Origin of the sequence: Virgibacillus litoralis (assembly GCF_017873675.1) — a bacterium.
GTDB classification, from domain to species: Bacteria; Bacillota; Bacilli; order Bacillales; family Amphibacillaceae; genus Lentibacillus; species Lentibacillus litoralis.
In genome coordinates this window covers 104,342-121,440 of record NZ_JAGGKK010000012.1, presented here as the reverse complement: position 1 = coordinate 121,440, position 17,099 = coordinate 104,342, and the positions used below count along the sequence as shown (strand labels likewise).

Here is a 17,099-nt window from a genome sequence, read left to right as displayed (position 1 = left end):
AAAACTCATTGCTTGGAAAAGGCAATTCTTTAAGAACGCTGCCTAAATAAAAAACTCCCGTCCCTAATAATTAGGGACGAGAGTATTATTCCCGCGATGCCACCCTTGTTGAAGAGATTAAATCTCTTCCGGCTCAAATAAAATAACGGTTTTTAACCGGGTTTACCTACTTAAAATCTCAGCAAACCAGTTCGAGGATGGATTCACAAGACTTCTCATATCGGTTTTCACCTGCCACCGACTCTCTGAAATAAGAGCTCCTGTTACTAATTCCTCTCATTACTGATTACATATTATGATATATCATAGCCAACTTCAGACTAAGATGCAATTGTTTTTTTAGATTGTTCCACCATTTGGGCAAAATATTCAATGAAACGATTATCATCCGTTAATTCAGGATGAAATGCTGTACATAAATAATGTCCCTGTTTGGCCGCAACAGCTCGTTCCTGGTAGGTTGCAAGAACTTCTACTTCAGGTCCTGCTTCTAGGATATATGGTGCACGGATAAATACTGCATTAAAATCATCACCTACATGTGTAACCTTTAAATCAGCTTCAAAGCTTGCCACTTGTCGGCCAAATGCATTACGTGCTACCTTCATATTCATTAACCCTAAATGGCTATCATCCTGACCTTCAATTTCATTTGCCATCAAAATAAGACCTGCACATGTGCCGAATACTGGCTTGCCTTGTTTGCCAAATGTCTGAATAGCATTGAAAAAGTCATAGCTGTTAATTAGCCTGCGCATTGTAGTACTTTCTCCTCCAGGAAGAATTAAGCCATCAATAGCTTCAAGCTGTTCTTTACGTTTTATTTCAACTGCTTTTGCACCTGTTGCCTCGATAGAACGAATATGTTCACGAACAGCACCTTGTAATGCCAGCACACCAATTGTATTCATGTGTATTCCTTCTTTCTATTCACTGCGATCTTGCATACGATCGTGCGCTTCCAATGTACCCATTTCAATACCTTTCATTGCGTTACCTAAGCCTTTGGAAAGCTCACCAATTAACTTGTAATCTGTATAGTGTGTTGTTGCTTCAACAATTGCTTTTGCAAACTTCTCAGGATTATTTGATTTGAAAATTCCAGAACCAACAAATACACCATCTGCACCTAACTGCATCATTAACGCTGCATCAGCCGGTGTTGCAATACCACCTGCAGCAAAGTTAACAACTGGTAAACGACCTTCTTCTTTAATCTCTAATAATATATTGTACGGAGCACCGATTTCTTTAGCAAAGTTCATCACTTCATCTTCAGACATTGCCGTTAGCATTCTGATTTCAGACTGTACCTGACGCATGTGACGGACTGCTTCAACAATGTTCCCAGTACCAGGCTCACCTTTTGTACGTAACATTGAAGCACCTTCACCAATTCGGCGTGCAGCCTCTCCCAGATTACGGCATCCACAGACAAATGGTACAGTGTAGTCTGATTTTTTTAAATGAAATACATCATCAGCTGGTGTTAAAACTTCACTCTCATCAATATAGTCAACACCCATTGCTTCAAGTACACGAGCTTCAACGATATGTCCAATTCTTCCTTTTGCCATAACTGGAATAGAGACAGCATTCATCACTTCTTCTGTAATTTCAGGACCTGCCATACGAGCTACGCCACCAGCTGCGCGAATATCTGATGGTACACGCTCAAGCGCCATTACAGCTACAGCTCCAGCTTGTTCTGCGATTTTTGCTTGTTCAGCATTTACGACGTCCATGATGACGCCACCTTTTTGCATTTCTGCCATACCACGTTTTACACGTTCTGTACCTGTATTTGTCATATTAATTCCTCCTGTTTTGCAAAACTTTCTACCAAGACTATTTTACTACTTATTTGTCTTAGAACCAACCTTTAACAGTATCAACGATTGTACTAAACAAGCCTGTAAAAAAGTCACCAATTGCACCAAGGGTAAGCATAAACCAATTATCTTTTTCAATAGCGTCCTGTGCTACAAGATCAACTGTATTCTTACTGCTTTCATCTGAAATATAGCCATAATTCACTTCACCATTGAAGACAAGTTCAGCAGTACCTATTTTCTCATCTTTTTTTATTGGTGCGATTAACTCACCATCTTTATTTAATTTATCTTTATCGTAATGATATTCAATGCTGTAGTTTTCTGCCTGATCGCCTTTAACGGGAACCTCAAATGAATTGTTTGTTGCAATTTGGACAGTATCTTCTTTCCCTTTTGCAACAGGGAGTGCTGATTTATCTTCCAACTGATATCCTTTAGCGAATAGCTCTTTCTTATCAAAATTGTTAAATCCATAATTCAGCAATTTTGCTGTTTGCTCAAAACGTGCTGCTTCACTTTCTGTTTTCATAACAACAGAAATTAAACGCTTGTTATCAACCTGTGCTGTACCTGTGAAGCAGTAACCAGCAAGATCAGTATGACCTGTTTTCAACCCATCTACACCTTCATAATGGAATTGCTGAAGGAAAGTTGCTTCATGGGGAAGCATCCAGTTTAAGTTTTCCACTGTGTAACCTTCAAACTCGGTCTCAATTTGACTAGAAATATCTAATGATTCCGGATAATCATTTACCAAATTATACGCAAGTATTGCTGCTGATTTTGCTGACAGCAAGTTTGTATCGTTCGGACTTGTTCCCTTAGGGACGTTTTCCCCAAGTGATGAATTTGGAAGCCCTGTTGAATTGACGAATTTATAATCAGGAAGTCCCATTTCTTTTGCTTTATCATTCATCATTTTGACAAAATCACCTTCAGAACCTGCAATCAGCTCTGCCAAAGCAATTGTTGTGCCATTATCTGAAAAAACGGCCATTGCATTGTATAGTTCTTTTACTGTGTATGGTTTATCCTGTGTCAGACCAATTCCCGAAAAGGATGAATCTGCTGATATACTATAAGCATAATCACTAATCTGTGTTGTCGTATCCCACTCAATTTCACCATTCTCAATGGCATCATGGACGAGATACTCCGTCATCATTTTAGTCATACTAGCTGGAGGTAATGCGATGTCAGGGCTTTTTGAAAACAATATCTTCCCAGTCTCCGAATCAACTAAAATAGCTGATTCTGCTTGTAGTTCTAATGTTTCTGCTGCTTTTGCAGAAAGGGGTTGTCCGATTATTGTAGTCACCATTACGATTGCAATAAGTAAAAATGACATACTTTTTGTTAAATTATGTTTCACTTTATTCTCTACCTCCACCTAAAAATGATATATATTTAACACTCTATTAGAAAACTTAGCATTCGCCAAGCCTTAATGACGAGTGCCTTAATTGCACTTATGTAGTTAAAAAAGTATATATACTTTCATAACTACTAAAAAATTAGATTTACCTTTGATATTTTACCATAAATAAGGCCAAAAAAATAGACAGAGAAAAGTCCCTATCTATTTCAAATTTAATAGGAAATCCTTACTATTTTAATTAATTAAACCGAATAATTTGGTGCTTCTTTTGTGATTTGCACATCATGTGGATGACTCTCTCTCAAACCTGCATTGGTAATACGGATGAAACGAGAATCATTACGCAATGCATCAATTGAATCCGTTCCACAATATCCCATTCCTGCACGTAATCCACCAGCTAACTGATGAATTGTATCGGCAAGGGGCCCTTTATAAGCAATTCTGCCTTCAATGCCTTCTGGTACAAGCTTTTTAGCATCTTCTTCTGCACCTTGGAAATATCGATCCTTCGAGCCTGCTTTCATCGCACTTACTGATCCCATTCCGCGGTAAACTTTATATTGTCTCCCTTGGAAGATTTCAGTTTCACCAGGACTTTCCAGTACACCAGCAAATAAACTGCCAAGCATAACTGCACTTGCACCAGATGCCAGTGCTTTTACGATATCACCAGAATACTTAATTCCGCCATCCGCAATAACGGAAACACCATACTTATCTGCTGCTGTTGCACAATCATGTACGGCTGTAATTTGTGGTACACCTACACCAGCAACTACTCTAGTTGTGCAAATTGACCCTGGTCCTATTCCAACTTTAATAATGGTTGCACCAGCTTCAATCAATTCAACAGTCGCATCTGCTGTCGCAACGTTTCCAGCAATGATATCCAAATCAGGGTATGTTTCTCGTACAAGGCGAACTTGCTCTATTACTCCACCTGAATGGCCATGTGCTGTGTCAATAACAATTACATCAACACCAGCATCCACAAGTTTTTCAATTCGTTTTAACGAATCCCCTGTAACACCTACAGCCGCACCTACAAGTAATCTGCCTTGTTCATCTTTTGCTGAATTTGGAAATTCAATTACTTTTTCAATATCTTTAATGGTAATTAGCCCTTTAAGCATATTTGTTTCGTCGACAAGAGGAAGTTTTTCAATTTTATGTTTCTGAAGAAGCTTTTCTGCTTCGTTCAATGTTGTCCCAACAGGGGCGGTTACCAGGTTTTCACTTGTCATAACTTCTTTGATAGAGATGGAGTAATCCTGTATAAACCGTAAATCTCGATTTGTTAATATACCTACTAAAATCTGTTCATCTATGTTATTTACGATTGGAACGCCCGATATACGGAACTTACCCATCAAATGTTCAGCATCATATACCTGATGCTCTGGTGTCAGAGAAAATGGATTGGTAATGACACCACTTTCGGAACGTTTTACGCGATCCACCTGTTCTGCTTGATCTTCAATTGACATGTTCTTATGAATGACACCAAGTCCACCTTGACGTGCCATTGCAATTGCCATTCCTGATTCCGTAACGGTATCCATACCAGCACTCATGAATGGTGACTTAAGTTTCATTTTATTCGATAACGCTGTACTAACATCCACATCTTTTGGCAATACCTCTGATTTAGCCGGCAATAATAAAACATCATCAAACGTTAATCCTTCTTTGGTAAACTTGTCTTCACGCATAAGTTTTCTCCTCCTATCCAAATTATTGAACATACTCAAAAAGTGACTAAATTCTATTCTATTGGTCAAACTATACTAGCAATTCTATTGTTATTTACAATACGTCAACTCTTACGCTTTTTCAACAAGAGAATAGGTTGATGAAAATAGAAAGTAGATTCAAAATATTTTAACATTGGAAGGGAATATATTTATGAAAGATAGAGATATAAATGTTCTTTTTACATACCTCCAATCACAGCAAACAGCACAAACCTTTTTATTTGATTGTTATCAAAAATTGGATGGGGTCGATGCAGCAGCGAAGAGCTATGAAAACTGTAATTCGTTCATGTATTACCTGGATCATGGAATTCAATTTTACGAAAATGGTAAAAATCTAGATATCCTTTTCCAGCCTATTATGTTTTTCTATGGAATGATTCATTTGCTTAAAGCTAATTTACTGACAATCCGACCGCATTATCCAGAATCAACAACAATTCTGGCACACGGTGTTTCAAGTCGGAAACGCAAAAAAAAGGACTATTCCTTTATGGATGATGAGGTGAAAACCCAACAGAATGGATTATTTCCGTACTTCTCGGAACATTTGTTTTCCAAAAGTCAATCACCTTTTGAAAAAATTAAAATGGAAGATCTGTTAGGGCTAATTCCTGAAATTTCCCCACTGTTTACACTTCAAAATCAAAAAAAAATGGTTGTTGTTGGAGAAGTTGGGAAAACAGAGTTGCACTTTCAAAATGAATTATTGGATAACTATCATTTAACAGCAAAATCATTCGTCCAACGAATAAAATCTTATTTACCAGTAATTGAACAGACAAAAATTAATAGAAACTCCTTCTGTATAAAGTTATCAGTACCGTTCCATAAATCCTCCGGCCCATTTTTTACTCATATAAGGAATAACTTAATTTATTTTCCACTGTACCGTAGCAGGTTTTTGCCGAGTTCGGAAGTGAGTGTTCATTATCTGCTTTTATACAATTTAAGCATGTTGTGTCGATATGAATCAGAATGGTGGGGAGATCTCTTATCAGCTAAATCCGACATTGATTTTCCATTCATTTCATACTTTTTAAGTAATACAGCAGAAAAAATACCATTGCTGCTTGAAGAAAAATTAATCGAAAGAACTAGCCTTGATATCTAGTTTCCAATGATTTCACTTATAAATAGTGAAGTTTTATTTTTTAACGTAACAATTTCATTGGTTTCCTCAACCCGTACCATTGGTCTGGTGGGGTATCTTTCTTCAACAAAAACTATTTCGCCTAATTGATTCGTTGATAGCCTCACCTTTGTTCCAATTGAAAAATTGGCCAGGCTATTAATAAATGTCTGCACTACTTGATGATCAAGTTTTGAGAACTGATCACTCTGTAACTTTTCAATAACGTTGAAAGGGGACTGCTTCTCTTTGTATAAACGTTCGCAAGTCATTGCATGATATATATCGCAAACTGCAATTATTCTTGCATAGATGTGAATATTATCTTTTGATAAACCAATTGGATAACCTGACCCATCCATTCGTTCATGGTGTTGTAACACTGCTAATTTTACTTCTTTCGTAATAGTTGGGATCTTTTCAACAAAGCGATATGAATAGGTTGGATGCTTCTTTATTTCCTGGTAGTCAGAGTAGGTTAGTGAACTAGTTTTCGTAACAATTGCATCATCAAGTCGGGCCATCCCGCAATCACTTAATGCACCCGCCAATCCGATCTGCAGCCATTCTCCTTTTTCAAATCCCATCTTTTTCGCTAAATACGCCGAAAGAATACCAACAGCTACACTATGATGAAAAATATAGTCCTTTTTAGTAGCATAGTGATGTAAAGTGTATACTGCTGTACTAATATCATCCATTCTTTCTAAAAGTCGAATTAGTATGTTACGAACTTCAGGCATATCAATAGCTATGTTATTTTGCCATTTTGTAAATAACTTTTTATAATCATTTACAGCATTCTTATAATGATCTTCAAAGGATTCCAGGTTCTGTTTCTTACTAGAATGTTCCTTTTTCTTTACTTCTTCTTTCTCTGCAAACTTAGGTTTAAACACTTCTCCTTCTGCAAGCTTTCCAGATACATCAACAGTCTCAACTAGAAACTTTTGCAGCAGAGTAATATGCTCCTCGGTTAATACAGTGTGCTGTGGAATAATTGGTCTGTTAGACTTTCCTATAACATTATTTAACAATACACAGCCTGGAACTAGTTGTGATGGCTCCACACGCATTAGTTTCCCCCCTTTATGTAATACAAAAAGGTGACTCCAGAGAATGATTGACTATTTCCCTTGTAGAGTCACCTGCAAAATTACATCATCATCCTGTTGTTATTCTTCCTGATTATCTGTATCATCAGTTGTTTCATCTGTACTTTCCTCTAGTGATTCAATAACCTCTTCTTCCTCTTCTTCACGTTCGATTTTAGCAACGGTAGCAACTTCCTCTTCTTCCTGCAGACGAATCAGACGAACACCTCGTGTATTACGGCCTGTTTGTGAGATGCTGTCAACAGGAATACGAATAAGAACACCTGCTACTGTTATAAGCATTATATCTTCTTCGCCTGTTACAGCTTTTACCGCAACAACATGATTCGTGTCATCAAGTTTACACGTGAAGATACCTTTACCACCACGCTTAGTGATTCGGTACTGGTCTTCAGGGGTGCGTTTTCCGACACCTTTGTTTGTCACATGCATAATCTGTACGCCCTCATCGAGAATTTCCATGGATATTACCTCATCATCACCTCGTAAGGAAATACCACGAACCCCTGCTGCTGTCCTTCCCATTGAACGTACTTGATCCTCAGGAAAGCGAATCAGATAGCCGTTTCTGGTACCAATCATAATGTCTTTTGTACCATCAGTTAATCGCACGGAAATTAATTCATCTTCTTCACGAAGCCCGACAGCAATTAGTCCACCTTTACGGATATTTGCAAAGTTCGAGAGTTGCGTACGCTTTGAGATTCCGTGCCTAGTCGTAAAGAACAGATACCAGTCACTGCTGAACTCATTGACCGAAATAACAGCGTTAATCCACTCGTCCTTCTCAATTTGCAATAGGTTTATAATTGGAATACCTTTTGCTGTACGACTAAATTCAGGAACTTCATATCCTTTAGATCGATACACTTTTCCTTTGTTCGTAAAGAACAGCACCGTATCATGTGTGGAAGTAGATACCAAATGTTCAACAAAGTCGTCTTCATTAGTTCCCATTCCCTGAATACCTCGACCACCACGTTTTTGTGTGCGGTACGTAGAAGCAGGAAGACGTTTGATATAACCCTGATGAGTAAGTGTTATAACAATATTTTCTTCTGGAATTAAATCTTCGTCTTCAAAGAAGTCTGCTCCGCCAATAACAATCTCTGTACGGCGCTGGTCATTGAATTTTTCTTTAATTTCACTAAGTTCTTCCCTGATTATTTCTAAAACTTTCTCTTCATCTGCCAAAATAGCCTTTAATTCATTTATTAGCTGAATAAGCTCACTATACTCATTTTCTATTTTTTCACGTTCCAGCCCAGTTAAGCGCTGCAGACGCATGTCCAGGATAGCTTGCGATTGTTTTTCTGTTAATCCGAAACGCTCGATTAATTCCTCACGTGCGATATCAGCAGTTTTTGAATTACGAATCAATGAAATTACTTCATCTAGATGATCCAACGCAATACGAAGACCTTCCAGGATGTGTGCGCGTGCCTCAGCCTTACGTAACTCAAAGGCAGTACGACGCTTGATTATTACTTTTTGGTGTTCTAAATAGTGTTCCAGACATTGTTTAATGTTTAACACTTTCGGCTGTCCGTCAACAAGTGCAAGCGTATTTATACCAAAAGTGGTCTGCAATGCAGTGTATTTGTATAAGTTATTTAAAACAACATTTGCATTCACATCACGACGTAACTCCATAACTACGCGTAATCCATTACGGTCTGATTCATCACGTAAATCGGTAATACCATCAATCCGCTTATCGCGAACAAGCTCGGCAATCTTCTCAATTAGTTTCGCTTTATTTACCTGATATGGTAATTCAGTTGCGATAATTTTAGGTTTACCATTTGATTGTTCTTCGATATGTACTTTGGCACGAATAATGACAGAACCTTTTCCTGTTTCAAATGCTTTACGAATTCCACTTCGTCCAAGAATTTCTCCGGCTGTAGGAAAGTCTGGGCCATAAATATGATTTTCCAATAATTCATCAATTGTAATCTCCGGGTCTTCACTAACGGCTAAAACAGCATCAATTGTTTCCCCAAGATTGTGTGGTGGGATGTTAGTTGCCATCCCAACTGCAATACCTGAAGTACCGTTAACAAGCAGATTTGGAAAACGTGCTGGAAAAACAACCGGTTCGCGTTCTGTTCCATCATAGTTATCCGCATAATCTATTGTATCTTTATTAATATCGCGTAAAAGTTCCATCGATATTTTAGACATTCTTGCTTCTGTATAACGCATTGCTGCTGCTGAATCTCCATCTACAGAACCAAAATTACCATGACCATCTACCAGCATGTTGCGATAGCTGAAATCCTGAGCCATACGAACCATTGCCTCATATACAGCAGAATCACCATGGGGATGATACTTACCAATTACTTCGCCGACAATACGTGCCGATTTTTTGTAAGCTTTATCAGAATGCATACCCAGATCGTTCATTGCATACAATATTCTACGATGAACAGGCTTCATTCCATCACGTACATCTGGTAATGCGCGTGATACGATGACACTCATTGCATAGTCAAGAAACGACGTACGCATCTCCTGGCCAATATTAATTTCTTGAACGTTTGGACGTTGTTGATCCACCATTAAATTACCTCCAAATCTTTAGAAAACTTGGCTTATCGCCAAGCCTTAATACAGATAAGCCTTAGTTGCACTTATGCAGTAAGAAAGTATTTATACTTTCTTAACTGCTAAAACAAAGTGCTGACGCCTTACTTACGACTTGCACTAAACAGATATCATCAAATTTTCTTATCTCATTAGTGAACCTGGCTTATCGCCAAACACTAATGGCGTATGCTTAATTGCACTTATAATTTTTTCTTACTCACCGTATTCGCTGTCCCGCAGGAGTCTACGTGTATTTCCTGCACTATCGTAGCATTTGGTTGTAACGGAAGGCAGTCGACTCCTATGAATCTCCGGCTAAGGGTTAAGTAAAAACAATATTCATAAAAACAGCCTTACTTAAACATCCAGATTCTGAACATACTGAGCATTTTCTTCGATAAAGTTTCTGCGTGGTTCTACTTTATCACCCATTAGCATATCGAAAACCTGATCAGCATCTATCGCATCAGTTAAATCAACTTGAAGCAATGTTCGTGTATCTGGATCCATGGTTGTTTCCCATAGCTGAGTTGCATTCATCTCACCAAGACCTTTGTAGCGCTGCAGTCCTGGTTTAGGAGATTTAGGGATTTCTGCCATAATCCGATCTAATTCCTTATCGTTATACGCATAATGAGCTGCCTTACCTTGTTGAACCTTATATAGAGGTGGCTGAGCAATATAAATATAGCCATGTTCAATCAATGGACGCATATAACGATAGAAAAACGTTAAAAGTAATGTACGAATATGGGCGCCATCAACGTCAGCATCTGTCATAATAACAATTTTATGGTAACGTGCTTTTGTTATATCAAAGTCCTCTGCAATTCCGCTGCCAAGTGCAGTGATCATTGAACGAACCTCGTTGTTGGAAAGAATTTTATCCAAGCGCGCTTTTTCAACATTCAAGATTTTACCACGTAATGGCAGAATAGCTTGGAAATGTCGGTCACGTCCCTGTTTTGCTGAACCACCGGCAGAGTCACCCTCAACTATATACAACTCACTAATTCTAGCGTCTTTTGAAGAACAATCAGCGAGTTTACCAGGGAGATTTGAGATTTCAAGTGCACTTTTACGTCGCGTTAGTTCACGCGCCTTTTTTGCTGCCATTCTAGCACGTGATGCCATTAATCCTTTTTCTACCACTATTTTGGCAACATCAGGATTTTCAAAAAGGAATTTAGAAAATGTTTCACTAAATGCTGCGTCCGTTACAGTTCTAACTAAACTATTTCCCAGCTTTGTTTTAGTTTGCCCCTCAAACTGCGGATCAGGGTGTTTGATTGAAATGATCGCTGTCATCCCTTCACGTACATCATCACCTGTCAGATTTGGGTCATTTTCTTTAAACATATTGTTCTTACGTGCATAATCATTGATGACACGTGTTAAGCCTGTTTTAAATCCTGACTCATGTGTGCCGCCCTCAATTGTGTGGATATTGTTTGCATAGGAATAAATATTACTTGCAAATCCATCATTATATTGAATGGCAACTTCAACAGCTATTCCCTGCTCTTCACTTTCCGCATAAAATGGTTCGTGTAGTACTTCACGTGTCCGGTTAATATATTCTACGTATGATTTGATACCACCCTCGTAAAAATAATTAACGGGGTCTTCATCTGTTCGTTTATCTTCAAGTGTGATTGCTAATCCTTTATTTAGAAAGGCAAGTTCACGTACACGTTGTTCTAGTTTTTCAAATTCATATGTTATCGTTTCCGTAAATATCTCCGGGTCTGGCTTAAAATGAGTGACTGTTCCCGTAATATCTGTTTCGCCAACCACTGTAATCTCACCCTGTGGTACACCTTTTTCAAAACCTAAAAAATAAACCTTGCCATCAAGATGAACATAGACCTCCAAGTTACTTGAGAGAGCATTAACAACAGAGGCACCAACACCATGTAATCCGCCTGAAACCTTATAACCGCCACCGCCAAATTTACCACCGGCATGAAGAACAGTCATAATAACTTCAAGTGCTGGTTTCCCGGTTTTTTTCTGAATACCAACAGGGATACCACGTCCATTATCTTTTACCGTGATACTATTATCCTTTTCTATTATTACCTGAATGTGATCACAATGGCCTGCCAACGCCTCATCAATACTATTATCTACAATTTCCCAAACTAGATGGTGTAGACCTCTTTCACTAGTTGACCCAATATACATGCCAGGTCTTTTTCGTACTGCTTCTAATCCTTCAAGTACTTGTATCTGATCTGCACCATATGCTTCTTCATTTCTCATTTTTTCGTCTGACATTTTTTCACCTACGTTTCTTTAGAGGTTAAACATTTTGATTGCATGCTTATTTTATTCAAGCTCGTCTGAAAAATCATCCAGTTTACTAATAGTCGAGATCATACTGGCTCGTTTTTTTAAAGTTGAAACCGATAATGTACTAAAATAAATTTCCTTATTGGTAATGACAACTGACTTCGCCTCATCAGTTGGACCTAAAACCTTTTCTTGACTTTTCACATGATTCATCATCTCTTCCATGATGATTGAAGATGTTACGACATTTCGATCAATTATCGAAATAACATCTTTTGATTGGATAACATTGTCATTTCCAATATGTATAAACATCGTATCCCTCCACAGTTATGTATCTACAGTCCCATTATTTACGTGGAACAATTCTGCTTCTCTTAATGTTTCATGATTTATACCATCTACACTAGTGGTGGACACAAAGGTTTGAACCTTCCCTTGAATTGTATTTAGTAAATGGGATTGCCTATGATCATCAAGTTCACTTAACACATCATCAAGCAGGAGAATTGGATATTCACCAACCTCATTATAGATTAATTCTATCTCAGCAAGTTTTACAGACAAAGCTGTTGTTCTTTGCTGTCCCTGTGAACCGAATGTCTGAACATCTTTATTGTTTACATGAAACACTAGGTCATCTCGATGTGGCCCAATTAAAGTTGTTCCACGTTCAATCTCTTTTTCTTGAATCTCGTGAAATTTATTTGTATATATAGAATCTATTTTCTCCTTATTTGCCGCTTCTGATACTTCAATTGTCGAAGCATACTTGATTTCAAGTTTTTCCAACTCTCGACTGATTCCATAGTGAATAGGAGTAGCCCACTTTCGAAGTAATTCCAAAAAGACAAACCTGCGTTCTAAAAGGGTTGCAGCATGTTCAATAAGTTGTTCTGTTAATACGTGCAACATGGTTCGATCTTGTTTTTCTCTGCGTTGCATTTGTTTTAATAAATGATTTCGCTGTTTCAGGATTTTTTGGTATTGTCCTAAATGATAAATATACCTCGGCTGAATCTGCCCAAGTTCCATATCAATAAAACGTCTCCTGATTTGCGGAGGTCCTTTTACTAACGTTAAATCCTCTGGTGCAAACATGACGACATTCAAGGCACCAATGTAATCACTTAACTTTTTTTGTTCAATTCGATTTAATTTTGCCTTTTTACCTTTTGTCGATAAAATAATTTCAAGTGGAAACGACTGTTTTCGTTTAGTGACCCTACCCTCTATTCTAGCATATTCCTGCTCCCATTGGATAAGTTCTTTTTCCCTAGGAGTTCGATGTGACTTTGTAAATGCAAGAACGTATATAGCTTCCATTAAATTCGTTTTCCCCTGGGCATTTTCACCAATAATAACATTAATTTTATCATCAAAAGAAATATCCAACTGGTCATAGTTTCGGTAATTTTTTAATTGTAATTGTTCAATATGCATGGAAATTCCTCACGATTAGTCTTTAGTAACAATGTAAGATCCAATACTTTCTATCTCTACCACATCATTTGGATAAAGCTTTCTGCCCCTGCGATGCTCTAATTCGCCATTAACCAATGCGCCTTGGTCCTGTAAAAATGCCTTGACCATACCACCTGACTCCAAGATATTTATCAATTTAATAAACTGACCCAGTGTAATATAGTCTGTATTAATTTCAATTTTTTCGTGCATTTTTATCACCAAATCTTTTTAAAGTATTGTAAATAACGTTTCAAATGTACCTTCTTACTATTTTACTAAAGTTTTGGTGTTTAGGGAAGGCAAGACCCTTAAACACTTTAAAAAAGGCTTAAAAAAGCCCTTATCCTTCAAGATAAGAGCCTTTTATGTTTATTTTGAGCATATTTAGTAAGTTCGAACAGGTAATATTAATTGTAATATTGGATCATTATTTGCCGGTTTTATAATAAATGGCCGCATTGCACCTGTAAATTCAACCTTTACTTCATCATTCTCAATGGCCTTTAATGCGTCGAGCATATATTTAGAACTGAATGAAATCTTTAATTCCTCACCTTCAATGGATTGTACAGAGATTTCTTCTGCAACACGGCCAACTTCGGGTGAATTACTTGTGATTTCCAATACGTTATCACCTTTTGTAGTCAATTTAACAACATTGTTTCGTTCTTCTTTTGCAAGAAGAGATGCACGATCAATAGTATTTATTAGTTCTTTTGTTTTTACATGTAATATTGTTTTGCTTTGTTCTGGAATTAAGCGTGATGTTTCTGGATAATTTCCATCCAGTAATCTGGATAGGAAATTTAAGTGCTTTGTACGGAATAAAATTTGATTGTTAGTAATACTTATTTCGACGTTTTCTTCCGTATCATCCAATATTTTATTAAGTTCAGTTAAACTTTTTCCTGGAACAACGATACTTGGTAGATCTCCACTGCTTTCTTTAACAGGAATTTCACGTGATGCTAGACGATGACTGTCCGTTGCAGTGAAAATTAATGTTTCATTTTCCAGTTTCACATTTACACCTGTCAGGATAGGACGTGTCTCCATTGTTGATACCGCAAAAACAGTTTGTTTGATTAAACTTTTAAATAGATCAGTTGGTATCTCAAAGCTATTATCAGTTTGTAATTTTGGTAGTTGTGGATATTCTTCTGCGTCTTGTCCATTTAAATTAAATTCTGCTTTACCTGAACGGATGGTTACTTTCAAATTAGAATCTGCTTCAATTTCAACAGTTTTTTCTGGAAGTTTACGAACAATATCGGGAAAATAGCGAGCTTGTAATACTATGCTGCCTTCTTCTATTTCTTCTACATGAACAATTCCGTTTTCTTCAGCTGGAATAAAAGACTCAATAGAAATATCTGAATCACTTCCTGTTAAAGTAATTCCGTTTGATTTTGCATCAATTTTCATCCCTGTAAGAATGGGTATTGCGGTTCTGGATGAGATTGCTTTCATTACGTCTTGTACACCAGCCATTAATTGATCGCGCTGAATAATAAATTTCATTGAATTTATTCTCCTTTTTTATGCATATATTATATCTTTTATTTATAAAAATATAGTAATAATAGTAATAGGGACTGTGATTATGTGGATAACCGTTAAAAGTTCAAGAAACATAAAGTTATCCCCATGTGGATAGATTGTTTATAAGTTTGTTTCCCTATTAACATTATTAACATGTTGATAGTTTAAAAAGATTTCAATTGTTCTTTTAAATCTTCAATATCTTTGTGCATAAGTGTGTCATTTTCCATCATTTTACTTATTTTTTCATGTGCGTGAATAACGGTTGTGTGATCACGACCGCCAAATTCTTCTCCTATTTTAGGTAATGAAAAATCAGTAAGTTCTCTTGAAAGATACATCGCAATTTGCCTAGGAAAAGCAATTGATTTGGTGCGTTTCTTAGCCATAAAGTCTTCCAGTTTAATATTGTACTTTTCTCCTACAGCTTCTTGAATTCCGTGAATTGTTATAGTACGTGGTTTACTGCTTGGAATAATATCCTTGAGTGCATCAGCTGCAAGTGATGCGTCAATATCCTGATTTACTAATGAGGAATAAGCTACAACTCGAATTAACGCCCCCTCTAATTCACGAATATTTGTATCAATTTGATTAGCAATATAAAGCATTACCTCATTTGGAATATCAAGTCCTTCTGCTTTAGCTTTTTTGCTAAGGATAGCAATTCTTGTCTCTAGATCTGGTGGTGTAATGTCTGTAATTAATCCCCATTCAAATCGTGAACGCAATCGATCCTCTAGTGTAGGTATTTCCTTGGGAGGTCGATCACTGGAAATAATAATTTGCTTATTTTCTTCATGTAACGTATTAAATGTGTGGAAAAATTCTTCCTGGGTTTGTTCTTTACCAGCAAGGAATTGAATATCATCAATTAATAAAACATCAATATTTCGATATTTATTTCTGAAACTAGTTGCTTTGTTATCCATAATGGCGTTGATAAATTCATTTGTAAATTTTTCAGATGATAAATAAACTACTTTTGCTTCAGGATTATGGTCTTGTACATAATGACCAATCGCATGCATTAAATGTGTTTTACCAAGTCCAACACCACCATATATAAATAATGGATTGTATGCTTTAGCTGGAGCTTCGGCAACAGCTAAGGAAGCTGCATGTGCAAAGCGGTTACCTGATCCAATAACAAATGTATCAAAGGTATACTTTGAGTTGAGCATTGTTTTAGGTGCATCAAAACCACCATTATTCTTCATAGATGGTACTTTTTTAGGAGCAGCATCTATTTCGTCAACTTGTTCTTGTGATTCAGGAATAATGAATTGAGTAGACAAGTTAGCCCCAGTGATATCTACTAAAATATCATCAATTAATTGTGTATATCTGCCTTCTAACCAGTCTCGTGCAAATTCATTTGGTGCTGACACAATTAATGTATCCTCTTCCAGCTTTTCGGCTTTTGTATTTTTTAACCAAGTGTCAAAACTAGGTTTGCTGATCTTCTCTTCAATTTTTTCTAATGTTGCTGTCCATAATTCATCAATGTTTTCCAAACTGGTTCACCCCTTTCAATTACTAAATAAGTGATAGAAAAAACCTCTCTCAATCTTTCAGTATGTATTGGTTACAACGAAAGACGGAAAGGTGTTATGTATAAAATAAAAAATAAAAGCATATTAACTTAGTTGTGGATATAAATATCAGAAGCACAAAAGGTTTTGTCAGGTTATATACGATATCCACAGAATTGTTGATAAGCTAATGAACAGAGGTGTGAACAAATGTCCACATTTTTTCCACAGTCTGTGGATAATCAAAAATCTGAAGATAGATTTACACATATTAAAACACAAATATAATACCAAAAAAATAGAGAAGTTGCAACGGCTATTCGACAGTTATCCACAAAAACCAGCACATGTAGACAGGATTTATCCACATCATTATATTATGTGGTTATCTTGTCGATAATTGTTGTGGATAATAAATTTGGATAAATTATATTTTAACATTGGTATG

General features: G+C 36.8%; 13 protein-coding genes and 1 other annotated feature. Of the genes, 1 reads left to right on the top strand and 12 read right to left on the bottom strand.

The genetic code is table 11. The features are described 5' to 3' along the window. Window positions 1–69: 69 nt before the first annotated feature. Window positions 70–289, bottom strand: a binding site (T-box leader). A gap of 31 nt (window positions 290–320) precedes the next feature. The 4 genes from pdxT to guaB all read right to left on the bottom strand — a co-directional run bounded on the left by pdxT (window position 321) and on the right by guaB (window position 4,928). Further along, on the bottom strand, window positions 321–911 hold the full coding sequence (pdxT, locus tag J2Z82_RS11700) for a pyridoxal 5'-phosphate synthase glutaminase subunit PdxT (protein WP_209480971.1): 591 nt from the start codon (window positions 909–911) through the stop codon (window positions 321–323). A 15-nt stretch (window positions 912–926) separates the two neighbouring features. Beyond that, window positions 927–1,811, bottom strand: a complete 885-nt coding sequence (pdxS, locus tag J2Z82_RS11695) for a pyridoxal 5'-phosphate synthase lyase subunit PdxS (protein ID WP_209480970.1) — start codon at window positions 1,809–1,811, stop codon at window positions 927–929. Window positions 1,812–1,869: 58 nt separating this feature from the next. Beyond that, window positions 1,870–3,207, bottom strand: coding sequence for a serine hydrolase (locus tag J2Z82_RS11690; RefSeq protein WP_209480969.1), 1,338 nt, complete (start codon window positions 3,205–3,207; stop codon window positions 1,870–1,872). 248 nt (window positions 3,208–3,455) lie between these two features. Then, complete coding sequence (guaB, locus tag J2Z82_RS11685) at window positions 3,456–4,928, bottom strand: IMP dehydrogenase (RefSeq protein WP_209480968.1); 1,473 nt, start codon at window positions 4,926–4,928, stop codon at window positions 3,456–3,458. 193 nt (window positions 4,929–5,121) lie between these two features. Between guaB and J2Z82_RS11680 the strand changes: the two genes are divergently transcribed. Then, on the top strand, window positions 5,122–6,084 hold the full coding sequence (locus J2Z82_RS11680) for a YaaC family protein (RefSeq protein ID WP_209480967.1): 963 nt from the start codon (window positions 5,122–5,124) through the stop codon (window positions 6,082–6,084). Here the strand turns inward: J2Z82_RS11680 and J2Z82_RS11675 are convergent. The 8 genes from J2Z82_RS11675 to dnaA form a co-directional block, all read right to left on the bottom strand. Continuing rightward, window positions 6,081–7,178, bottom strand: coding sequence for an HD-GYP domain-containing protein (locus J2Z82_RS11675; RefSeq protein WP_209480966.1), 1,098 nt, complete (start codon window positions 7,176–7,178; stop codon window positions 6,081–6,083). The genes J2Z82_RS11680 and J2Z82_RS11675 overlap by 4 nt on opposite strands. Before the next feature lie 99 nt (window positions 7,179–7,277). Then, window positions 7,278–9,785, bottom strand: a complete 2,508-nt coding sequence (gene gyrA / locus J2Z82_RS11670) for a DNA gyrase subunit A (RefSeq protein ID WP_209480965.1) — start codon at window positions 9,783–9,785, stop codon at window positions 7,278–7,280. A 384-nt stretch (window positions 9,786–10,169) separates the two neighbouring features. Next, window positions 10,170–12,077, bottom strand: a complete 1,908-nt coding sequence (gyrB, locus tag J2Z82_RS11665) for a DNA topoisomerase (ATP-hydrolyzing) subunit B (protein ID WP_390313682.1) — start codon at window positions 12,075–12,077, stop codon at window positions 10,170–10,172. Window positions 12,078–12,143: 66 nt separating this feature from the next. After that, window positions 12,144–12,422: an extracellular matrix regulator RemB gene (remB, locus tag J2Z82_RS11660; protein ID WP_209480963.1), complete on the bottom strand. Its 279-nt coding sequence runs from the start codon at window positions 12,420–12,422 to the stop codon at window positions 12,144–12,146. A gap of 15 nt (window positions 12,423–12,437) precedes the next feature. Beyond that, the gene (gene recF / locus J2Z82_RS11655; protein WP_209480962.1) at window positions 12,438–13,550 is read right to left on the bottom strand and encodes a DNA replication/repair protein RecF; all 1,113 of its coding nucleotides are present in this window, start codon (window positions 13,548–13,550) and stop codon (window positions 12,438–12,440) included. Between the two features lie 15 nt (window positions 13,551–13,565). Continuing rightward, window positions 13,566–13,784 (bottom strand): S4 domain-containing protein YaaA, encoded by a 219-nt coding sequence (gene yaaA, locus J2Z82_RS11650; protein ID WP_209480961.1) that lies wholly within the window; start codon window positions 13,782–13,784, stop codon window positions 13,566–13,568. A 174-nt stretch (window positions 13,785–13,958) separates the two neighbouring features. Beyond that, window positions 13,959–15,095, bottom strand: a complete 1,137-nt coding sequence (gene dnaN / locus J2Z82_RS11645; RefSeq protein ID WP_209480960.1) for a DNA polymerase III subunit beta — start codon at window positions 15,093–15,095, stop codon at window positions 13,959–13,961. Window positions 15,096–15,280: 185 nt separating this feature from the next. Continuing rightward, window positions 15,281–16,633, bottom strand: coding sequence for a chromosomal replication initiator protein DnaA (gene dnaA, locus J2Z82_RS11640; protein ID WP_209480959.1), 1,353 nt, complete (start codon window positions 16,631–16,633; stop codon window positions 15,281–15,283). Between the last annotated feature and the right edge of the window lie 466 nt (window positions 16,634–17,099).